At 54.1% G+C, this 20,809-nt stretch carries 18 protein-coding genes; 10 read left to right on the forward strand and 8 right to left on the reverse strand.

Annotated features, from left to right (window positions below; translation table 11 throughout):
* Positions 1-11: 11 nt before the first annotated feature.
* Positions 12-1,022, reverse strand: a complete 1,011-nt coding sequence (locus ACR0DT_RS06565) for a DUF1254 domain-containing protein (RefSeq protein ID WP_170717655.1) — start codon at positions 1,020-1,022, stop codon at positions 12-14.
* Between the two features lie 17 nt (positions 1,023-1,039).
* Positions 1,040-2,095 (reverse strand): DUF1214 domain-containing protein, encoded by a 1,056-nt coding sequence (locus ACR0DT_RS06570; RefSeq protein ID WP_170431627.1) that lies wholly within the window; start codon positions 2,093-2,095, stop codon positions 1,040-1,042.
* A 479-nt stretch (positions 2,096-2,574) separates the two neighbouring features.
* Here ACR0DT_RS06570 and ACR0DT_RS06575 point away from each other — a divergent pair, with 479 nt between their 5' ends.
* The 3 genes from ACR0DT_RS06575 to ACR0DT_RS06585 all read left to right on the forward strand — a co-directional run bounded on the left by ACR0DT_RS06575 (position 2,575) and on the right by ACR0DT_RS06585 (position 5,893).
* Positions 2,575-3,648, forward strand: coding sequence for an AraC family transcriptional regulator (locus ACR0DT_RS06575; RefSeq protein WP_170717657.1), 1,074 nt, complete (start codon positions 2,575-2,577; stop codon positions 3,646-3,648).
* A 68-nt stretch (positions 3,649-3,716) separates the two neighbouring features.
* Positions 3,717-4,463: an outer membrane protein gene (locus ACR0DT_RS06580; protein ID WP_480709956.1), complete on the forward strand. Its 747-nt coding sequence runs from the start codon at positions 3,717-3,719 to the stop codon at positions 4,461-4,463.
* Positions 4,464-4,717: 254 nt separating this feature from the next.
* Positions 4,718-5,893, forward strand: a complete 1,176-nt coding sequence (locus tag ACR0DT_RS06585; protein WP_170400931.1) for an alpha/beta hydrolase — start codon at positions 4,718-4,720, stop codon at positions 5,891-5,893.
* Between the two features lie 540 nt (positions 5,894-6,433).
* On the opposite strand, the gene ACR0DT_RS06590 is transcribed toward ACR0DT_RS06585, so the two are convergent.
* The 5 genes from ACR0DT_RS06590 to ACR0DT_RS06610 form a co-directional block, all read right to left on the reverse strand.
* The gene (locus ACR0DT_RS06590) at positions 6,434-6,880 is read right to left on the reverse strand and encodes an SgcJ/EcaC family oxidoreductase (protein ID WP_480710280.1); all 447 of its coding nucleotides are present in this window, start codon (positions 6,878-6,880) and stop codon (positions 6,434-6,436) included.
* Positions 6,873-7,448 (reverse strand): hemerythrin domain-containing protein, encoded by a 576-nt coding sequence (locus ACR0DT_RS06595; RefSeq protein WP_170689473.1) that lies wholly within the window; start codon positions 7,446-7,448, stop codon positions 6,873-6,875. The genes ACR0DT_RS06590 and ACR0DT_RS06595 overlap by 8 nt, the downstream gene beginning before the upstream one ends.
* Before the next feature lie 2 nt (positions 7,449-7,450).
* Positions 7,451-8,068 carry a glutathione S-transferase family protein gene (locus ACR0DT_RS06600; RefSeq protein ID WP_480702783.1) on the reverse strand — a complete coding sequence of 206 codons (618 nt, stop codon included), beginning with the start codon at positions 8,066-8,068 and terminating at the stop codon, positions 7,451-7,453.
* Positions 8,069-8,221: 153 nt separating this feature from the next.
* Positions 8,222-8,929, reverse strand: a complete 708-nt coding sequence (locus ACR0DT_RS06605) for a hypothetical protein (RefSeq protein WP_480709957.1) — start codon at positions 8,927-8,929, stop codon at positions 8,222-8,224.
* A gap of 7 nt (positions 8,930-8,936) precedes the next feature.
* On the reverse strand, positions 8,937-10,175 hold the full coding sequence (locus ACR0DT_RS06610; RefSeq protein WP_170689471.1) for a hypothetical protein: 1,239 nt from the start codon (positions 10,173-10,175) through the stop codon (positions 8,937-8,939).
* Between the two features lie 267 nt (positions 10,176-10,442).
* Here ACR0DT_RS06610 and ACR0DT_RS06615 point away from each other — a divergent pair, with 267 nt between their 5' ends.
* From ACR0DT_RS06615 to ACR0DT_RS06625, 3 genes are all read left to right on the forward strand, one after another.
* Positions 10,443-10,781 carry a winged helix-turn-helix transcriptional regulator gene (locus tag ACR0DT_RS06615; RefSeq protein ID WP_170689470.1) on the forward strand — a complete coding sequence of 113 codons (339 nt, stop codon included), beginning with the start codon at positions 10,443-10,445 and terminating at the stop codon, positions 10,779-10,781.
* Positions 10,782-11,274: 493 nt separating this feature from the next.
* Positions 11,275-11,907, forward strand: a complete 633-nt coding sequence (locus ACR0DT_RS06620) for a tyrosine-type recombinase/integrase (protein WP_170689469.1) — start codon at positions 11,275-11,277, stop codon at positions 11,905-11,907.
* A gap of 245 nt (positions 11,908-12,152) precedes the next feature.
* On the forward strand, positions 12,153-12,548 hold the full coding sequence (locus tag ACR0DT_RS06625) for a nuclear transport factor 2 family protein (RefSeq protein ID WP_170689468.1): 396 nt from the start codon (positions 12,153-12,155) through the stop codon (positions 12,546-12,548).
* A gap of 88 nt (positions 12,549-12,636) precedes the next feature.
* Here the strand turns inward: ACR0DT_RS06625 and ACR0DT_RS06630 are convergent, their stop codons facing one another.
* Positions 12,637-13,566 carry a LysR family transcriptional regulator gene (locus ACR0DT_RS06630; protein WP_480709958.1) on the reverse strand — a complete coding sequence of 310 codons (930 nt, stop codon included), beginning with the start codon at positions 13,564-13,566 and terminating at the stop codon, positions 12,637-12,639.
* Between the two features lie 39 nt (positions 13,567-13,605).
* Between ACR0DT_RS06630 and ACR0DT_RS06635 the strand changes: the two genes are divergently transcribed.
* The 4 genes from ACR0DT_RS06635 to ACR0DT_RS06650 all read left to right on the forward strand — a co-directional run bounded on the left by ACR0DT_RS06635 (position 13,606) and on the right by ACR0DT_RS06650 (position 20,619).
* Positions 13,606-14,520, forward strand: coding sequence for an NAD(P)-dependent oxidoreductase (locus ACR0DT_RS06635; protein WP_480709959.1), 915 nt, complete (start codon positions 13,606-13,608; stop codon positions 14,518-14,520).
* 701 nt (positions 14,521-15,221) lie between these two features.
* On the forward strand, positions 15,222-17,546 hold the full coding sequence (locus ACR0DT_RS06640; protein ID WP_480709960.1) for an ankyrin repeat domain-containing protein: 2,325 nt from the start codon (positions 15,222-15,224) through the stop codon (positions 17,544-17,546).
* 446 nt (positions 17,547-17,992) lie between these two features.
* Positions 17,993-19,828 (forward strand): amidohydrolase, encoded by a 1,836-nt coding sequence (locus ACR0DT_RS06645; protein ID WP_170486578.1) that lies wholly within the window; start codon positions 17,993-17,995, stop codon positions 19,826-19,828.
* On the forward strand, positions 19,825-20,619 hold the full coding sequence (locus ACR0DT_RS06650; RefSeq protein WP_480709961.1) for a DUF3299 domain-containing protein: 795 nt from the start codon (positions 19,825-19,827) through the stop codon (positions 20,617-20,619). The genes ACR0DT_RS06645 and ACR0DT_RS06650 overlap by 4 nt, the downstream gene beginning before the upstream one ends.
* Positions 20,620-20,809: the final 190 nt, after the last annotated feature.

A 20,809-nucleotide genomic window follows, 5' to 3' on the forward strand; every position in this document is an offset into this window, starting at 1 on the left:
GGGCGAGTGGCCTAGTTGATCGGCTCCAACTTCGGGAAGGTCCAATTGCCGTTCAGGATTGCATCCTCCGGCTCATAAAGGCGGATCGCATAGTTCCAGCCCGAAGTGATCGGCAGACAGTTCACGCGGCCATCGTCGCACCCACCGAAATGCAACGTGACCGAGCCGTCTTCTGCTGCTTCGGCTGTGTAACCGTTGTAGCTGTTTACGCCCAGATCATTGGCTTCCAGAAAGCCGTCACCGTTATAGACAGTCACCGACCAGAACGCCCGAACCGGCACATCCTTGACGGTTACCGCATGCGGTGTTTCGCCGTCATTCTGATCGACCGCGTCCAACAGATAGATCGCGGCCTCAGGCGGAAGACCGCCCCAACCCGAGAACGCACCGACCAGAAACTGAACCGGATCAATCTCGTCCTTTGTTCTGCCAAAGGCGCGGGCTGAATCGGTGCCCAGCAAGGATAAATCGTTTATCGCCTGACGCGCAGTGGCAAGTTGTTCGGTGTTCCAGTTGGGCGCGTCAAACGGGCCCGTTCCACCGCCGCTGACGACAATTCCATCCTGTGCCGCTTGCGCGGCGGCAATATCATCCGGGTCAGTCACATCGACGAATGTGCGAAACGCGATGAAACCAAAGCGCGTACCAAGGTCTTCCTGTGTGATTTGATACGTGCCGGGCTCTGCCTCGGCATACATGAAGTGGTCCTGATTGATGACATGCATCGAGATATAGCGGCCATCCGCTTTAGGCAGTGTCACTTCGACGGGTTCGCTCAAATCCAGCAGAACGCCGGAGTAGAGCGTGTCCTGGTTCATGCGGATGACGGGCTGGTTATCCGGTGTGGTGGCTTCGCGCATATGCCCCAATTCGCCAACAGCGAGGCCGAGATTGGCCATGTTGGTCCGAAACATGTGATCTGTCTCGGCGCGCACAAGGGTGTCGACGGTCACATCGACCATGTCTTCGGCCCAAACGCCTGTCGGGAGTGTAAGCGCGACTGTCAGAAGAAGCTTTTTCATCGTAAGCATCCTGTTGTTCAGTTTGCGGGTTCTACGGAGGGGAAGACCCAGCTTCCGTCGATGACCTCTGGGCCCGGCTGATAAAGGCGCACGGCATAGTTCCAGCCATCCATGATCGGGAGACAGTTCACACGTCCGTCGTTGCAACCGCCGAAGTGCACGGTCACACTGCCATCGTCATTCTTGGTGCCTGAGACCGAGTTGACCACATACGTGTCGAGGGAATTGAGTTCAAAAAACCCGTCTGCATTATAAAGGCTCACGGACCAGAATGCGTTCACTGGCACATCCGCCGGGACCTGGATTTTGTATTCCCCAAGCGGCAGGCCGGGCTCGATATTAAGATAAAAGGCCTCGTCTTCTGGCAGCCCACCAAAGCCGACTGCTGTGCCAAGGAAATGGCGTAATGGGTCTACATGATCTGCCTTACCAAAAGTCCGGACGCTGTCTGTGGCGAACCTGCCCAGCTCAATTGCGGCTTGGCGCAGCGCCTCAAAGCTCTCCGCGTCGTAATTGGGCATTTCGAAGGGCGTTGCGGAGGCAGCATCAATGGTGAACCCGTCCTGAATTGCATTGACCGCCGCAACATCCTTGGGGCTCTCGGCATCCACCAGTATTCTCATGAAAACAAGTACGTAGGGGGTATGGAATGTACCCATGTCAAGCTGGAACACACCGCCACCGTCGAACACTTCATTGATGAAATGATCCTGATTGACCACCATCGTCGTCATGTATCGGTCGCCCACATCGGGCAGAGTCAAGGTTGCGCCTTGGCTGATATCAATAACCGCAACGCTGTAGAGTGTGTCGCGATTCATCCGAATGGTGGGCTGATTGTCGATGGGGGTGGGTTCTTTGAAGTGAAAGAACTGATTTACGCCTCCGGCCAGGCCATTGTACGTCTTCAGTTCATTGTCTGTAGCAGCCCGAACAAAGTTGTTTATGGTAATGGGCACTTCGTATGTCTCAGCAAGTGCATCGACCGTGGTATCAAAGCTCTGAGCGGTCGCTGTGCTTCCAATCAGGACAGCTAAAGCAGCAAGTTTCCAGCGTTTGTGCGTGAGATTCATAGTTTGCCCGCTCCACTAGCCAATTACAGAAATGCATTGCTTGATGGTCCCGGCACCTGATCAAAAGCGCATTCTCACGCCTCTCATTTTGTTGTTTTTTAAAATGCTACAATTGGAGCCTTGGCCATCTCTCTCCAACAAACCACAAAGTTCGAATGTATGCCCTGACAGATTGGAGCGACCGCTTCCGAAAACTGGTTAAAAATGACAGGTAGCGATAGCGTTTCGGCCAACAACTAGAAACTCTCTTTGCATATTGACCCGACGGCGGTCCTATTATTCGTGTGGTGATGTCAATCTCTTAGAGCGCACTCTCTGCGGGTAGCGTGGTTCAATTCGATTGAGCCCCTACCAGCGGGCACCTGACTTTTTTACCTCAAAAAGTGACTTCCGCTTTGACGCAGGTCAGGGACACAGAGCCGCGCTGGTCTATGCTTGACGTGCCCGACCTTTCAATTGCGGGGTCTTAAGGAGCTATGATGACAGGGCATGACGCACATGCTCAACACAGAACACCGCCGCTTACACGCGGGCGGGTTATCGTGCCGCTTTTGCTTGCGTTTCAAGAATCCGGTCAATCTGTAGAAAGTCTCCTAGCGGAATTCGATCTATCCTTCTCGGAATTGAACGCTCCGAGTTGTTTCATTCCGCACGACACTGTCTATGCCGTGTTTGAAGCCGTCGCACAAAAGACATCCCCAGACTTTCCAGCACTTGTTGGTCAAACTTCAGATCCGACCGTTGCATCCCCATTCGGACAGGCCTTTCGCGTAGCAAAGTCGCTGGCCGATTTCATTGCCAGGTTTTGCGTTCATGCGGGAAACAACACAAACGCGGTCACCATGACACTCGATGTCTCTGGAGAGTTCGCCGTGCTGTCCGCCAAACGCAGGTTCACGCCATGCTGTTCGCCCGCCTATATGGATGCGTTTCAGATCAGCCGATGGGCTACGTTGCTGCATGAAACCGCAGGTCAGCGTTGGGAAGCAAATAAGGTTCTTGTGCGTGTGAACCGTCCTGATCTGCTCCCGTCTTACTTCTACGGTATCCGGGCGGTAGGTGCGGGCTCAGACGGGTATTCCATCCGCTTCCCAAGTGCCTGGCTTTTGTTTGAACTGGTTAACCGAACCGCGACCGAGTACGTGTTGACCACTCAGGACGAAAAAAACCCTGTACCTACAGACTTGTTGAGTTCGATCCAAAGCGTTGCCAACTCAAGGGTCGGGCGCACGGACTTGTCGGCTACGGCGCTCGCCAAGGCATGCGGTTTTCGAGGCGCGGTTCTCAACCGACGGCTTGCTGTCTATGGGACATCACTGTCGCGCATCGTCATCGAAGCCAAATGTGACCAGGCGAAACATCTGCTTTCCAAGTCTGAATTGTCGGTGGGCGATATCGCTGATCATTTGGGATACTCTGACGCGACGGCCATGACACGGGCCTTCAAGAAATGGACGGGTCAAACACCGTCAGAGTTTCGCGCCCGTGAAATGAATAGCGTTAAGGCATCTGTTCCGATACTCGACCCGGTCGAATGCGATTGTGAAACGTAACAGGACAACGGCGCGGCCCATCTTTTGCCGCGCCTCGAACTCGGGATAGGCAAAGGGGGGAGCGGGCCATGGCGTGCTTAAAAATACGGTGTATCGCAAGCAGTTTTCTGGTTGCGGCGACGATGCTGCCCGGCGGATCAACAGCAGTGGCACAGGACTGCGACTGGAGTTTTTCCGGCAGCTTCTACATCTACGCGGCGGACACCAAGACAACCATTGGATCGCTGGAGTCGGAACTCAGCTTCAGTGAAGCGGTTGAAAACCTTGATCTGGCATTCATGGGTACACTTGAAGCGCGAAGTGGCCGGTGGTCGCTGATCGCGGACTACATGCGCACAGACCTGTCCTTTGACAATGACACTCCCGGCCCGGTGTTCAGTGGCGCTGAAACCAGTCTGAAGACGCAGTTTTTAAGTGGATATGCCGCTTACACGGCCTATCAAGACCAAAACCTGGCCGTCGATCTCGGTGGCGGGTTTCGCTGGTTTGAGACGAGCAGCACGATCACTCTGGTCGGCGGCCCCACCCCGGCACCAAGTTCCAGTGCCAGCGACGATTGGATAGACCCTCTGATTGCGGCCCGTATCCGGTATCAGATCAATGACCGATGGTCGGCCGTTGCCTTGGCCGACTATGGTGGATTTCGCTCAGATCGCGAAACCGCACAGTTTTTGGCAACGGTAGGTTATGCGATCGCTCCAAAGTGGAATTTGCGCGCAGGTTATCGCTACATCATGGTCGACAAAGGTGAAGTTGACAGCAGGTTCAAGCTCTCACAATTCGGACCCGTGTTGGGTGTGACCTACAGCTTCTGAGTAAGGGCATTATGCGAAAGGCGGCCATGCCGAACACAAACAGGTCTGTAATATCGAAGTTGCGCCAAGGCGCGAGCAGCGGTGCCGACATGCTTGGGACCGACAATTGCAGCCGGATGCGAACAGTCGGACAAAGGCAATTCAGAAAAGGAACGACGAGGCGACTGATTGCCAGAGCTTTGCCTGCGGCAACCGTGTGTTCGTTCTGTGTCCTCGCTGCCTGCGGGCCAAACATCTATGACGAAATTGAACTGATGCCCTCCCCAACGGTCTATGCCGAGGCTGCTTTTGACCCTTACAAGGACATCACGGAAGACAATTTCGTGCAGCGTTCGCAGCTATTCTACGCTACAGATCGGCTGCCCGCGGTTCCCGGCGACCCACAAGCCTATTACAACAATGAGCGCGGTCACATTCTGCGTACCGGCATTGCCGAAGTGCAAAGCAACCCCCCATTGGCGACGTTGAAAAAGCTTCGCCACGTTACCATGACGCGCGACCGCGCTAAGGACTACACGCTCAGCTTGTCTGACGTACAAGAGATTGGTGTCATGCCGTTCAGTGTCACGCGCTACATGAACGATCCACCTTCGCAAAAGGAGATGAAGGCAGCCGGACTTCGGTTTGCCCAATGGATTGACGATCACCTTGCAGCCTCTCGCAACAAAGACATTTTCATCTATGTCCATGGCTACAATGTCGATTTTGATTACTCGACCCTTGTCTCCAAAGAGTTGCAACACTTTCTGGGCTATCAGGGCGCCTTCATCAGCTACAACTGGCCCGCTACACCCAATCGCTTGGCGTATTTTCGGGATCAGGAATCTGCATTGGCGACGCGCCGCAATTTGCGTTCTCTTGTCGAATACTTGTCGGCAAACACCAACGCCCGGCGCATTCACCTTATAGGATACAGCGCAGGCTCAAGGCTCGCATTTGAAGCCGCCTATCAGATTGCTTTGCGGCCTGGGCCAAAGCCGCGGCTGGGGCAGTTGATCCTGATCAGCAGCGATCTTGATCGAAGCTATTTCTTGCAATCAATTGAAGACGGCCTTCTGGATGCCGTTATAGGTGTGACACTCTATCAATCGCAGACCGATTCAGCGCTGGCGATGTCACGGTTGGTCTTCGGCCGCGACCGTCTGGGTCAGGTTTCCGATGAAGCAATAAATGGGTCTCTGTTCCAGCGCCGACTGTCTGAGATGAAAACCCTACATATCATCGATGTGACCGAGGCCGAAGCAGCCGATACAGGAAACGGGCATTGGTACTTTCGGTCTTCGCCCTGGGCCAGCAGTGACCTGTTCATTTCTCTGCTTACAGACCGAGATCCTCAAGCGCGCGGGCTTGTGCGTGCTCCGGGCGAAGCTGTCTGGAGTTTTCCATCGAATTATCCGCAGACACTGCAACGCTTTCGAAATGGCAGCTAGTACTGGGACTCCAGTGGGTCAGAACCATTAGAACCAGTTTCTGGATTTAATCTATGAGCCTGACAACGCACCTAGAATGCTCAACGCAAAGCTGACGTTCGAGCAACGCGCAGCATCGGTAGAAGTGGGCTCACAAAGGACCTCGGGGCCGATGCAGAAAGGGTCCCTGCCCTGCCAATAACGGTTCACGCAGGCGGCCCAGAGCCGACATCCAGCACCCAATCGAGATGCTGCGGTAGCAGCCCGCATTCCTGCCATTCGCCGCAGACGCGAAATCACGTGCAATCCGAACAGGAAATCTGCGGACAAACCCGCCCTTTGCTGACGCAGAAAACACTCGCGGGCTCGGCATGGTTCTTGCCGTGAAGCAACATGTACCGCTAGAGCGGCCATTGAATAGCCACTCCGTGGCGCCAAACCACTTAGTTCTGTTCGAAATTGGCGGTTCGGCGGACTTCGGGTTATGGACTGGCCACTGTCTGCGATGCTCTTGTTGACCATCATTCGATAACTCTTGAGCAAAGACTGTCAATATTCGCCCTACTTTCGATAGTCTACGGCTCTCATCTCGCCGTCACTGACGACATTGGTTTCTGCACCTGGTACGATGTCGGTATTTTGTGCGGCCAGAACGGCCCAACCGCAGTGCTTTCGCTGCGCGACAAACACCATGATGGCAAAACGGGCATCAAGACGTCGCCCCTGTTTATCAAGCTGTCCTTCCAGTTTCCAACGCGTATGGATGATAGCCAAATCGTCACTGACCAGCCGCACCTTGACACGCCGCGCCGCAATCTCGGTCTTGCGGAAAAACGTCTTCAGCCCATAGCGATGCGCGCGTTCGATGTCATCGCGGTTGTCCCACCAGAGGCCCACGACATTCACGAAATCCGCGTCTTCTACAAATAGGGACGCAAGAGCATGCGCGTCGCGGGCATTCCAGGCTTCGGCAAACAGCCGGGGGATATCTTCGGGCTTCTCAGGCATAGGCACGCAGAACCGCCGGGATCAAGATATCCTCTTCGTCATAGGTGTGCCGGTTCAGTATTTTGTTCAGTACCTTGGCCTGCTCAAGCGCCTTTCCGACCGTGGCTTTTGATGTGCCCTCTCCACTAAGTTTGGCAAAGACCAATTCCGACTGATCCAGCGCCTGGTCTAGGAATATGTGATCGTTTTCCAGAAGATCAATCGCTCGCGACAATTGCGGAAACCGCCCAAGGAAACCTGGCAGGACATTGGCATCCTCAAACCCGTGATGCCCATAAACATGTGCAACCAGATCAATGCCCAGACGGTTCATGCCGGTCAGCCCCATCACCTCCTGAACGCTACCTTCGGGTTCGTCCAGAACGGCCTCCAGCCCCCCGACCAGCCGGGCGCTGGCCTCGGATATTGAGGCGTGCAAGCGTTGCAGATGAGCAGGCCAGCCCAGAAACTGCGGATCATTGTCCCAAGCCGCACGATCTGCGGGAAAGATACCCTCCAAAAGCTCTGTGCTCACCTTGTCGCGTGTTGCGACATGGTATTGGGGGGCATTGTAATCATACTGTGCCACGGCTAACTCAGTCCTTGCGCTTTCATGGCGTTCTGGACGCCAGTGTCTTCCAGCATGGTCTCCATGAACCGCTTCACTGCGGGATATTCCTGCCAGGGCTTTGGCGTGTGCGCCGTCCAACGGGTCATTGCAAAGGCATATGGATCGGCGATCGTCCGTTTGCCCCCAACCACATGCGTGCCGCGTTCCAAAAGCATCTCAAGGTGGTTCATGACCCGGTCAATACGGCCGTAGGCGGCCTCGCGCACATCATTCTGTGCGGCTTCTTCAGTGCTGGCCGTAAACCGTTCCGGCACAAAGAAGGGCCAGAATGCCGGATGGAAATCCCCTGTCAGAAAGGCCAATGCCTCATCCAGTTCAAACTGGCTGATCGGGTCTTTCGCAACACCAAGATCAGCATTGGGGAACTTCGTCTCAATGTATTTCAGGATCGCATCCGCCTGGGTCATGATCCTGTGATCACCATCCTTCAGCGCAGGCACCATGCCAAGCGGGTTGATCTTCAGATAGTCGTCTGATCCCAGTTCGACGCGTTCAGCCTCATAAGATGTACCAGTCCATTCCAGTGCGATATGTGGAGCAAGGGCACAGGTTCCGGGTGCGTAATAGAGTTTCATCATCTTGCTTTCTTTCTTGCGTCAGTTCTCAATTCAGATGCGGGGTGAAGGTCAGGATCTCCACCTCGGAGCTTGGCTCACTAAAGCCGTCTTTTACCACTGGACGGTCAAACAATCCGGTCAGGCGGTTGCCAGCGATGTCTTCGAGCGTTGTATTCACTTCGAGTTGATGTGGTGCCTTGGCCCACGGCTTTGCGGCGTGAACACCCATTCCCGTTCCTGGTCACCAAGACGCAATGTACCGCGTACAGAACTCCCCTCGGCATCCTTGACCCGAATGCGGTAGGCCAGTGACAGGTGGTCTGTTGGGCCGTCCAGAACCACGCGCAGGGAGTTTTTACTGCCCGCAGCAGGAGTGATGATTTCCCAGGCGGCCAAATCAGGCGCGTCGAAATCAGCGTCAGCAACATCGAAGCTCTTGCTGTAGTCGCTGGCTATGCTGCATCCGTTGCGTGTCTCGGCACTTGCGCGAACCTGTAGAGTATAGCTCTTTCCTGCCTCCAGTGCCCGGCCCAATGTATTATGTGCCACCAAACCGGTTTTGACGCGACCCGGGTCAAACAGCACCGTCAGGCGCCTGTCATCAGGGGACCAGAGGTCGAATTTGTTTTCGATAAACGCACCGGGCACGATTTCCCCGTCCGCATCCAACAGAACGACCGAGTTCCATATCCCCTCTCGTGCCATGGACTCGGAGAAGTAGATATAAAAACGCAGCAGGTTCTCGGGCAGGATGTCCACTGTCGGATACACCTGTTCAACCTTTGCTGTCGGCGAACTGCCGTATTCACAGGCATGTGCAATCCCACTGGCCGATATGAAACCGGCCAGTGCGACGCCCGCAGATACAATCAGGCTTCGCATCTGCATCCTACCTTTGCAGATCAGGATAGCCTGCATCCGCTTTCAGCAGGTTCTGGAATGTGCGGTAGAACTCCTGCTCATCGGAATAGGCGTAATCAGGGAAGTTGTATTCGCTCACAAAGTCATTCAGGCGGAAATAAGCGCCCTTGCGGAACGACACCAGATCAACGTCGCCGGTATCGAGGTTCCGTTTCAGCGTCAGTAGATACTGCTCATCCTGATCATCGGCCTGCAACACGGCGCCCAACGGACGCGCTGTGGTTTCCACACCGGCATCCCCCCACAATACAGGTTGCGACAGGCCTTCGCTTTCCGATGCGGTCGCAAGGTCGGTCACGCGCATCAGGTCGGCGTCGCGTTCCTTGTTGATGACCAGCACATATTCTTCGGGCTGGAACTCATCATTGGGCGCGGTGAAATGCAGCACCTCAAGCGGGGTATTGCCATAGCCAAGCTCAGCGACAGTTTTAGCAATGACGTGGCTGCCATCGACCAGATCAGCCGAAGGGATCGTGACCAATGGCGTACAGGTATAGGCCGCCACAACGGTCTGCGTCCCGTTCAGGTCCACTACGCTCATCGCGCGGATCGGGGCGCGGGTTTCGGTCTGATTGTGAACCGTATGGAACATCTCGATACTGGAAGCGGCGGCGCTGCTGTCAAACGGATACGGCACCTGCCGCAGGGTCGAGGCGAACTCCCCCGTCGATAGCCCCGCCACAAACAGCGAGCCGTCGACATAATCCATATCGGTGACAGTGAAGGTCGAAGCCGGGATGTCACGCCAGAACGTCACGCTATCATCCGGGGTATCGCTCAGCGCGAAGGATGTGCTGTTCAGAGCCGCAAGGTCGAGTGGAACAATGGTCCCATCCTGATCGACCCGGATGACCATTGGGGATTTCTCAACGCCTGCGCGGATCGAAAGGGAAATGTAGGTTTCCTTCGAGACCTGGTTCACGGCAATATCGTGATAGCTGATCGCAAAGGGGTTCACCCCCAACTGCTCGACGATCTGCGCGCCGAGCCCGATGAGGTTATAGCCGCGAGATTCTGTGGCTGGAACGGCATCCGGCAGCGTATATGCGTAAATCTTTGCACCATCGGAATCTGCAACGAACAAGGTGTTGGCATCCGCAAACTCAAGAACGGTGGTGGATTGTGGGTTGTCAGATGCGGCTGCACCGGTTGCAAGCGCAAGAGAAAGCGCGCCTGTGGCGAGTGGGATAATGAAGTTCGGTTTCATGGGGCCTCCTGTCTGGTTCGGCGGGGTGCAGTGGTAGAAGGCCTTTTCTGTCATCTGGAATTTTCAGATTTCCCGGATCAGATCGGGCCGCTTCATTGACTGTCGTAACAACATGACATCTACCTACGATTGATGTTAGTAGGAACCAAATGGATACCAAGGGGAAATTCTGTGCAAATAAGCGTAGGCATCTGTTGCAAAATGTGGAGCAAGGTTTTGCCATGCTTTCTTCCAAAGCTGTGATGCGTATCATAATTGAGGTCCGGAATGGCAAATGATGCAAAGCAGAACATGACCGATCACCATTGCCCAGCCGAGGTCGCGATTGAGATCATAGGTGGCAAATGGAAATGCCAGATACTCCACACGCTGCAATCGGGAACCAAACGGTATGGCGAATTGCGCCGCGAAATGCCCGATGTTACGCAACGCGTCCTGACGCGAAAGCTTCGTGAGTTGGAAGACCATGGGGTCATCCACCGCAAAGTCTATGCGGAGGTGCCGCCAAAAACCGAATACTCTCTCACAAAAAAAGGGAAGTCTCTGGACGCCGTTCTACGTGAGCTGGAACGTTGGTCGCAGCAGTGGACAATTGAAGGAAATTAAGAGCTGGACATTCAATTTCTGTGACGTGCTTGGGTTGAAAGGCCCGCGTTCTTCCTATTTTTCAACGCTCTAAGTCGTCGAAATTTCGGCTCGAACGATTTGATTTCTATCAGCTCACAGCGGCCCGCTGAAAAAGCAGCGTTTCCCAAAGACAGGCAATGGGATACCGGCCCTCAAACAAACGGTAAAAAGAAGATGTCGGCGCAGTGCCGATCTCTGGGGATGCGGGTAGGATCCATTCTGCCAACGTGTGGATTGCCCGGTCTAATTTCACTGCATTGCGTACCAATGGCTGGTCTATCTGTCACCTCGCAGCGCTAGGAACTTCGCAGATGCAGCAATAATCATGCTGTGAGCGTGCGTGTGTCATTGAGGCGAACTTACAGGTTGGGCTCCTTCCGGACCTCAGAGGCTGCGCAGCAATCCGTGATATGGTGCCTCGTCAACGTCGGGTTGTCGTTTTGGGAGGGCATGGCGGATCGGAGGATCAGTCATGGAAACACCAAACCTACCAGCCATTCGCGCACTTCGCCCCGCATGGAACAAGGGCCGCATCGTGGGTCAGAAACGACCGCTGAAGCCAAAGCATGTCTGGGCGATCCGTGTTCGACTTGAATTGGCCGAGAACCACCGCGACCTAGCGCTGTTCAATATGGCGATCGACAGCAAGCTGCGGGGGTGCGATCTCGTGAAGATGAAAGTCGTCGATGTGATGGCATCTGGTCAAATCAAGGAACGTGCCTCGGTACTGCAAAGCAAAACGCAGAAACCTGTTCGCTTTGAGGTTTCCGAAGGTACGCGAGCTTCCGTTGAGAAATGGATGGAGGATGAGCTAATGGTCGGGTCAGAATATTTGTGGCCAGGTCGCTTCCATGAGCGACTGCACATCTCAACCCGCCAATATGCGCGGATCGTCCGCGAGTGGGTCACTTCGATCGGTCTCGAAGCGAGTGCTTACGGTACTCATTCAATGCGAAGAACAAAGGTCACCCAGATCTACAAAAAGACGGGCAACCTTCGGGCAGTGCAACTACTTCTCGGACACACAAAGATGGACAGTACAGTCCGGTACCTAGGTGTTGAACTAGAGGATGCTCTGGCCATCGCTGAAGCCATTGAAATTTAACTTCGCAGGGCCGTCTTCGTCGACGGCCCACAGCCGACATTAGATATCTCTAAGAGTTCACCCATCGGCTTTCCGAGAACTGTCGTTCGTATAAAACGCCGCAATTTCAACAAGCGGATGGCCGTGAGGCGAACAAGCCTGCCGTCGTTGAGAAGCGATGTTAAGCAAACTTGATTGCTTTGAGAGGTCCGATTAACGTTTCTGCAACCATATATTTTCGCGACTTTTAGGACATGCAGATATAGATGACACCTGATGTGCAAACCGCCCGCCGCATGGCACAAGATCACTGCGCTGCTTGGACAAACCGGGCGTCAGGCGATGTCGCGGGAAGATATGCTGAACATACATTAATGATAATGAACGGTGGCGAGCCAATGAAGAGCCGGACCGAGATTGGCGACATGGCGGCGGGATTTATGGCTGACTTCCCAGACCTCGTTCTTAACCTAGACACGGTTCTCGTCGCCGATCACCACATGGTCTATGCGTGGACTTTCGAAGGCCATCATAAAGAAACCGGTAACCACGTTCGTTTCTCGGGCTGGGAAGAATGGGACCTAGACGACAACCTGAAGGTCACCAAATCGCTCGGTTGGTATGATGGCGCGGATTATGAACGCCAAGTTGCGGGAACATGACCATATCCGGCACCAATTTACGCACTGTTCGCACAGTCATGTACGGCAAGTCAGACCTAATTTGACTCTAGTCGGTGCTCTTAATTGCCTACAGCAAGTGAGAAGGCGTCCATCGGAAAAGGCTTTTCTCATATTCGGTAATTGATTTCGAGAGCCACTGCATGAACAGCTTTGCCGCCGGTCGAACCGGGCCGGGCAAAGTGACAAGGTAGTAGCCGATCTGAGGTATTGGATCGTCGAACAGCGCCACAAGTTGTCCCGACTTCAACTCGTCAGAAACAAAAGCCGGGACCGTCGCCCCGATACCATCACCGCGACGGATGCCATCCAGCAGCATATTGCCCGGCACGCGGACAACTCTCCGGTCGGCGTCAGTCGCAACTCCGACCTTTTCTAACCACAGGTCAAACTCGACTGACGCTTGCTCCTGAAGAAGCGTGAAATCTAGCAATTCTAAGGGATTCGTGAGCACCCGGTTTCCGATTAGTTCGCGGGACGCGACGACCGTTAGACAGCCTGGCAGCAGTATCTGCGAGACAAGCCCTTGCCAGCGACCCGTTCCGTATCGGATGGCCATATCAACCCCGCCCGGCTTGAGATCGACAGCCTGGATCGTTGAATCGATCCTCAATTCGATATTGGGGAATTCGTTAATAAATGTCGACAGACGCGGCATGAGGAACGCGCTTGAAAACATCGGAGTCGCACTGACCACCAACGGTCGAACCGACTCTGCACTCGACATGCTCTCGGTCAAGGAGGCCATTTCAGCGAAGGCTTTAAGCAGGCCAGCCGACAGGAATTCGCCTTGCGATGTCAGAGAAATGCCGTGTCGGGTACGTGTGATAAGCCGAGTGCCGAGATGTTGTTCGAGCCCGCGGATTTGCTGGCTGACTGCGGAATGGGTCACGTTCAGCGCCTCTGCCGCCCGGGTCAGATTTCGAAACTCGGCAGCAGCGGCGAAGGCTCTGAGAGATGTCAAAGAGGGAAGCGCGCGCCAATCCATAAGTAAGATCATCTAACAATATATAAAAATTTACAACTATGTGATCCTCCGGTGCCGCCGCATGCTGGTGCATTAATTCATTGGCGACCACACGAGGCAAACATTATGGAAATTGCTGTTTTGGGACTGGGCAATATGGGCTCAGCACTAGCGCATTGCTTGCACAAGGCAGGCCACGATGTCAGCGTTTGGAACCGCACGTCGGCAAAGGCAGTGGTTTTTGCCGAGGCTGGAGCCACGATCTGCTCTTCACCGAATGATGCCATTGCGGTGTCTGATTTTGTCATCATCTATGTCAAGAGCCACAGAGAGACTATTGAACTGGTCAACGGGCTAAGCGTCTCGCTCGAGGGAAAGACCATCTGTGACATGAGCACGGGCGATACCTCGGATGCCGATAGACTGGTCGCTATCCTTCAGGGAAAAGGGGCTGGCTACATGCTGGGCATGATCAATGCCTACCCTTCCGGCATTGGTGGTGACGAAACCACAATCCTTACGGTGGGCAGTGCCGGAACTTGGGGCCGCTATGGCAATATCATCAGAGAATTGGGTGGAAAGTCCGCCCATGTTGGAGAGAAACCAGCGGCACTTGCCGCGCTCTTTGCCGGCCTCTTCACGGTTCGGCAGGGGTTCATGTTCGGAATGATCTACGGTGCACTTGTCTGCCAGAAAGCGGGCATCCCGATGCAGGTTTATGTCGACCAACTCCCTGCTACAATCAAATTGGTCAATGACTACCATGACCTCTTTACCAGAACTGTTCCGGTTGAGGATTACGACAGTGCGGAAGCCTCCCTGAAGGTTTACGCGATGGCGCAAGAGGACGCGTTGAAGACCTATCACTCACTTAAGGCGCCCGCTGAATTCATCCAGTTGATGCACGACCGCACCAAAACGGCTTGGGACGATGGCTACGGCGACAGACAGCTGACCGCACTGGTCCAGCATATGACGGATGCCTGATGCAAAAATGCTCCGGCCCCAAGCCGCCGTCTAGCTCTGGTACCTACCGCTGCAGATGCAGCCCGCTTAGCAGACATTCGCCGTGCGAACTGCTCTGGACCGAGGTGTAAATTGGCTGTTTGACGTGATCTTAAGGCCAATTGTCTCCCTCATGATCAGTTTTGCGACTGTATTCCCGATTTCCTCACGGATGGGGGCGGCTTCGATTATCTCTTCCTCATGCCAAGCAACATTCAGTTGCGAGGCAGAAAATGGATCAAAGAAAAGGAAAGAGAAATGGCAAATCCACGCCCTACGAACGGCCCATCAACCACAGGAAACAAATCTGGTTCTGGCCGCGGAAACAATCCGCCTAAGGGGAAATAAGTAGCCTCTAGCCAGCCGCGCGCAGCACGCACAAAGGCTTCTACAAAAGGCTCGGCCACGACAGTTACTGAAAGAAATGATTGGGATGGTGGTTGCGCCGCCATCCCCTTATCGAGGTGCAAAGTGTATTATTCAAAAGACAAGGAGTTGAACAAGGTGATTGCAAAAGAAGTGAAGTCTTGGGTGCGTTATGTCTCTGGAAAAAAACACTCAAAGCTATTCCTGGCTGGTGGTGGATTGCTGGTTTTCTCACGAACACCGAGTGATCGACGGGCGTTTCGAAACGTGAAGGCAGAGCTGTCCAGGCTGCACCGCCAACAGGCTGAGGTGTGACCATGCTCGACACTCTGCCGAAAGCTCAACTTCCAACTTCACATTCCGCACTCCTTTATGCTGTGTCGCTATTCGGCTCACCGAAATGGCAGCACGCCGAACGCCGCCGTTATGCAAATTCGGAGATGCGATTGGAGGGAGGGGCTGACCGAACGCTCGAGTTGCTTGATCTGCTAAGGCAGGCGTTGGGTCTGGAGCAATCATCAACCCTATGGGGCGATGTTGTTGAGCAAGCTTTGAGACTTGGGCTTTCTCTGGATGCGTTAGAGCTCCACACGCGGACATATTCGGTAAATCCGCAGCAGGCACTTTGGGTGCTTCTTGCGTTCGACGTTATGCCTGCCCTTGGCAGAACGTGGGGCTTCTGGTGTCAGGATGAAGCGCTTTTACCTCGCATGCCTGAAGAAGATCTTTGGTTTTTGCCCCATCAAGACACTGCGAACTCAAATCGTTTGATCCTGCCGGTCGAAGCAATTCTGAGTTGGTGGCTGAAGCAGGTGGAAGGACCTCTCGATCGGCTTTGGGGAGAGTACGATGAAGAAAGGAGACGGACCCTTGACAACTGGAAGTCAGGCCGAACGACGCCAGCGATTTCCAGGATCATGGAGTGGTTTAATGACGATCATAAGTTTTCATATAAGAGTTCAGACGAAGCTCATCTGTCGACACCGCAGCTTCGCTCGTTGTTGCTTTGGGCGCGTGCACTCGAGCAAAGTTACAAGGATCTCGTTGGATTTTTGACGCCAGGTGTTCAGCCGAACGACGCGGATCCTATGCGCAACAAGGCGCTGCAATTGATCGAGCTTTTTAGGTGGAGCCACGAGGCTACTGTCGCGACAGACCCGGCCAACCCGGCATCGGCCGATCAGGCTTTCGCTAAGGCTCTACCATTCTGGATAAAGGAAGGCCCGTTTCGTGTGATTACACCAGACGGGTCCGGAAGGCTACTGGCCACAGAGCAGGTAGCCGATTTCCTGAGTGGAATAATAAGTTCTGTACCGTGCGACGATACGCTCCCCGATGTTTTTGGAGATCTAAAGCTAAGGTCGCCGGCGATAATGACATTCAACGGAAGCTTGGTAGAACAGCGACAAAGGATTCAGGAAGCCATCGATCACTGCATTGAAATCCAGAAAAGCAATGAACCCGATCGCCAATACCGTGTCGCAGCACACTTGGTAAAGCTTCGAAAATTGCCCGGCATTGCCGAGTTTGAACCGGACCTCGCCTATCTTAGCGCCCTTAACGCAATTTCGTCAGGAAATTTTGACGGCGCGTGCAAACACGCTGAAAAGGCTCTCGAACTCTGTCTGGCACGGTCCATCGGTCCACTGAAACTGGATATCGCTAAGCTCAACTTCTCACTTGCGGTTGCTCAGGAAGCGTTCAGCCGTCGCAGTGCGGAACGCAGTTTTCGATTACTTTGCAAGTCAGTTGAGCCTGAAGTAGCTGCTCGCTGGAAGCTCGGTGAAGGCCCGATCGATTACTCTATGCGCTTAGCGGCGGCCGATCACGCGGCTTGGTTCTGGGAGAACATTGTTCGCCCTTATGAAGGGGTGGAAATCGAAGCGCCGCTTCAACAAGAATCTGACATCATTAGGTCATACGCTGGTTTGCTTCTCTCCAGTGCGTCAGAGTTGGAGGTACGCGGTTTCATCAAGCACTTTCGCGGCAAGCTTAAGCGCAAGCTAAGAGATGTGCGTGGTGACACGTTCTTCACTGTGACATCAAAGATGGTGCCGGATCTTGTGCGTGCAATGAGGCAAATGCCGACCTATTCCGGAATCCACAAAGATCCGGTCGAACTTGCTAACTCGATGGCCGAAACGCATTTGAAGCTAGTAAGCTTGCTGCCCACGGATGTTCTGAATGCGCGGGACTATTTGAAACAGACTGCGCTGATGCTGGCGGCCGAGCGAAAAGATGTAGACATGGTAAACGCCCTCATTGATCGCCATGTGGATATTGATGCGCGTGACGCACTTGGTCGGACAGCATTGCATTCAGCCGCCAAGGTCGGAGCCGATCGATGTTTTGAAGCTCTTCTTGTTGCTGGCGCGAACCCAACTCTCCAAACTTACACCGGCAAGACGCCAGCCATTTTTGCCGCCGAATTCGGTCGTGCCACGATCTTCCAGATGAGATTGGCATACACGGCATATCAAATGGGCAAAAGCGAGCTTGAGGAAGCGCACAAACTGGCGCAGGACTCTGCGGAGCATTTCAAGGCAAAGCGCAAGGCATATGCCATTCAGGGATATGAAATTGCGGGACGGAAGGGCTTTCAGAGGATTGCTGAGCTTACGTTGAAGGTTCTGGATGGGTGACCTCTTGGAATTTGGGTTGCGAGTGCGGCCCAAAGCCGACATCCAGCCGTCTACAGGGATGCTGTACCGCGGCTCAGCAATGCTGCCGTTCGCCGCATATGCACGATACCATGCCGGATCGACAGTACGTAAGTGATCAAAATGGTAGTGCCTGCAATGGTCAGTAGGGCGCCGTCTACAAGTTGCGGGTGAGATCGAGAAAGACCCGGCCGTTCGGTTTGAAACTTCGATCTCCCGCCGTAAGTATAGGCCGTTTTGCTACAACAAAACTGATGTTGTTCAAGCACTGCGATTAATTAGGCAGGTGCAACGGTGTGATGCGCTTTATCAGGTTGCCAAAGATGTAGAGCCAGATCCTGCGTCCATTTTGTTGAAAAGTTGATTTGACGCTCGTTGTGGTCTTTTGCCAACCTCCAAACAGTCAGCATTTAGGGAATCACTTGAAAATGAAATCAGGATACAGCGCGCTCGCGCTAGCTATTTTGCTCGCAGGCTCGCCGCTACTTGCTCAGCAAGCCGACACCGTTTTCCTGAGTGAAAACATCATCACGTCAAACCCCGAGTTGCCACTGGCGCAATCCGTGGCGGTTGCGGGAAACACGATCATTTGTGTACGCACTGATGACAGTTGCCGCGAGTTGGCAGGCGATGGCACCCAGATCGTGGATGCGGGCACAAATACCGTTATGGCTGGTATCATCGACACTCACTTGCACACACGCATCTTTGGGCAGACGCATTTCGTCATGCTCAACCTGTTCGGTTACAACGATGCGTCGCGTGAGGAGGTTGTCGAAGTAATCCGGGAGTACGCGGCGACGCTCGGGCCAGATGAGTGGGTGATCGGCGGCGGTTGGTCCGACGCGCATTTTCAGAATCCCACCAAGGAAGAACTGGACGAAATCGTTGGTGGACGCCCTGCATTGATCTCCGACAATACGCAACATAACGGCTGGTATTCGACGAAAGCTCTGGAATACCTCGGGATCACTGCCGATTGGGAGCCACCGAAAGGCGGCTACATGCCTTTGAATGACGCTGGCGATGAACCTTCCGGACTTTTGCAGGAGAAAGCTCACCTTTCGACAGGGTTTGTCGAACAGCACAAACTCTATTCTTTTGAGAAACAGGAGGAAGCGATTATTGGTGCCGCTCGCGTGCTCAACGCGGTCGGGGTCACCGGTGCAACGGAAGCTGCCGCCGGGTCCAAGGAGGGGGCAGATGACGTCTACGTCCGTTTGGCGCAAAAAGGAGAACTAACACTCAGGCACGAATTAGCCATGGTGTTCTGGGGCACCGGCACGCCAGAGGGCGATACCGCAATGATCGAACAATTAGAGATACGGCGGGCCGCAGTCGAGGATGCGGGCGTTGATCCCAGTATTCTCCATGCGAACACTGTGAAGTTCGCTATTGATGGAACACCGGGGCGTTTTGCCTATATGGAAGGCCCGTATCTGGACGGCACACGGCCGGATATGAACTTTCGACCAGACAACCTTGCAGAGATTTTCGACGCACTAACAGAGCGTGATTTTACCTTGATGCTGCACGTTGAAGGGAACGCGGGGATCCGCCGCTCGCTCGACGCGCTGGAATTTGCACATGAAACCGGCGAGCCCCTTCGCGACGACATCCCTCAGATTTTCACGCATGTTGACCATTTGTCTATCGACAACGCTCGTCGCATGTCTCGGCTCGGGGTTTCCGGGCAGCTTCAACTTCACTGGGCTGATCCCACCGAGGAGTACTTTCGTAATGTGACCAGTCAGAACCTGCCAAAAGAGGTGCTGGAGCGTATGTACCAGTTCAAACTCGTGACCGAGTTCATGGAGTATGGATTTGGACCTGACGCGCCGACGTCTCCTGTGTTTTCGCCGTGGGAAGGAATGGAGATCGGCATGACACGACAGGCTATGGGAACACCCGGCGGTCTTGTCATGCCCGGTGAACCATTGACCTTTGAAGAGGTTATCCATGGCTCGACCCTGGGTAGTGCACGCCTTCAGGATCGGGGCGATGTGTTGGGGAGTCTCGAGGAAGGCAAGATTGCAGACATCATCGTGCTCGACCGAGATATTCGCAGACAGGCCGAAGAGAACGTTTTTGAATTTCACAAGACTGAAGTGCTGCAAACCTATTTTGGCGGCGAACTGGTCTACGATATTGATCGCGACGGCGAACCGGACAAACTATTGACCGAGCCGGAGTGGGAAGAAGGCGACGACGAGAAACTGCGCCGAGGCGTCGCAGTTACTAGCGTGAGAGTGTCTGAGGGATGACGAGTCCGCTGTCAGCTTTTGCGATTGGCGCTCTGTTTGGTCTGATATCTCTCCCGGTTGCGGCACAAAGCATTGAGAGCGCATGGCAGCGCGCGATTGCGGGCCAGCAACCCGGTGGTATGCCGTTTGATCCGCTTGCAGCTCCGCTTGATTTGACCCGAACGCCAGTCAGTGTAGCGCCGCAAAACATGTCGACAGGTACGCGTGTGATTGGCTGGCAGGATCTGCTACCAGTGCATGTCTCCAGCGAAACGCCCTTTGCCGACATGCGACCGTTTCTGCGCGACGCCATGCGCATCCACGTCGAATGGCGCACGTCGACACCGCGCGAACGGGAAGATATGGCACTATTTGAACGCAACGAAGCTGCTCTTACACTCCTCTCAATGCATCAAGTTGACGTAGACGGCCTGATGAGAGAGCGGCGGAACATCATCGCTCAGAATGGCAAAGCAAGGCGCGCACCCAACCAGAACATTCTCGGACAATCTATACGGCTTGCCGGTTACGTTGTCCCGCTCGCCTTCGAAGAGAAAAAGGTGACAGAATTCCTGTTTGTGCCAGTTGCAGGTGCCTGCGTTCACACGCCAACACCGCCTCCAAACCAGATTGTCCATGTGGACTATCCAAAGGGTGTTGCCTTCAGCTCAATCTTCGAAGCTTTCTGGATCGAAGGAGAATTGAACGCCGAGGATACACGGCGCGACGTCGTCTTTTTTGATGGCGCTGCAAACATTGAGGCGCAATATAGCCTGAAAGCAAAGACCGTAGAGGTCTACAATTCTTGGTGAAATCAATCGTCAGCCATGATTGATGCTTGAGCCATTTGATAGAGAGAATGTCCAAACGAACTTATGGATCCGTTGCCCCTTACCGGACATTTGAGCTCGAATAGACAGAAGGGCGCAATCTGCGGACGGCCTATTGGGGCCAAGCCGCACGCAGCTATTCTCCACTTGTGAGACAAGCAACAGACGATTT

Source organism: Ruegeria sp. BI11, assembly GCF_056538005.1.

What these genes read in the sequence shown, in the direction of transcription:
- ACR0DT_RS06615 (WP_170689470.1), top strand. Translation starts at nt 10,443, where the DNA reads ATGGCAAATGATGCAAAGCAGAACATGACCGATCACCATTGCCCAGCC.
- ACR0DT_RS06580 (WP_480709956.1), top strand. Translation starts at nt 3,717, where the DNA reads ATGGCGTGCTTAAAAATACGGTGTATCGCAAGCAGTTTTCTGGTTGCG.
- ACR0DT_RS06570 (WP_170431627.1), bottom strand. Translation starts at nt 2,095, where the DNA reads ATGAATCTCACGCACAAACGCTGGAAACTTGCTGCTTTAGCTGTCCTG.
- ACR0DT_RS06590 (WP_480710280.1), bottom strand. Translation starts at nt 6,880, where the DNA reads ATGCCTGAGAAGCCCGAAGATATCCCCCGGCTGTTTGCCGAAGCCTGG.
- ACR0DT_RS06640 (WP_480709960.1), top strand. Translation starts at nt 15,222, where the DNA reads ATGCTCGACACTCTGCCGAAAGCTCAACTTCCAACTTCACATTCCGCA.
- ACR0DT_RS06585 (WP_170400931.1), top strand. Translation starts at nt 4,718, where the DNA reads ATGCCCTCCCCAACGGTCTATGCCGAGGCTGCTTTTGACCCTTACAAG.
- ACR0DT_RS06600 (WP_480702783.1), bottom strand. Translation starts at nt 8,068, where the DNA reads ATGATGAAACTCTATTACGCACCCGGAACCTGTGCCCTTGCTCCACAT.
- ACR0DT_RS06575 (WP_170717657.1), top strand. Translation starts at nt 2,575, where the DNA reads ATGACAGGGCATGACGCACATGCTCAACACAGAACACCGCCGCTTACA.
- ACR0DT_RS06605 (WP_480709957.1), bottom strand. Translation starts at nt 8,929, where the DNA reads ATGCGAAGCCTGATTGTATCTGCGGGCGTCGCACTGGCCGGTTTCATA.
- ACR0DT_RS06565 (WP_170717655.1), bottom strand. Translation starts at nt 1,022, where the DNA reads ATGAAAAAGCTTCTTCTGACAGTCGCGCTTACACTCCCGACAGGCGTT.
- ACR0DT_RS06645 (WP_170486578.1), top strand. Translation starts at nt 17,993, where the DNA reads ATGAAATCAGGATACAGCGCGCTCGCGCTAGCTATTTTGCTCGCAGGC.
- ACR0DT_RS06630 (WP_480709958.1), bottom strand. Translation starts at nt 13,566, where the DNA reads ATGATCTTACTTATGGATTGGCGCGCGCTTCCCTCTTTGACATCTCTC.
- ACR0DT_RS06620 (WP_170689469.1), top strand. Translation starts at nt 11,275, where the DNA reads ATGGAAACACCAAACCTACCAGCCATTCGCGCACTTCGCCCCGCATGG.
- ACR0DT_RS06610 (WP_170689471.1), bottom strand. Translation starts at nt 10,175, where the DNA reads ATGAAACCGAACTTCATTATCCCACTCGCCACAGGCGCGCTTTCTCTT.
- ACR0DT_RS06650 (WP_480709961.1), top strand. Translation starts at nt 19,825, where the DNA reads ATGACGAGTCCGCTGTCAGCTTTTGCGATTGGCGCTCTGTTTGGTCTG.
- ACR0DT_RS06625 (WP_170689468.1), top strand. Translation starts at nt 12,153, where the DNA reads ATGACACCTGATGTGCAAACCGCCCGCCGCATGGCACAAGATCACTGC.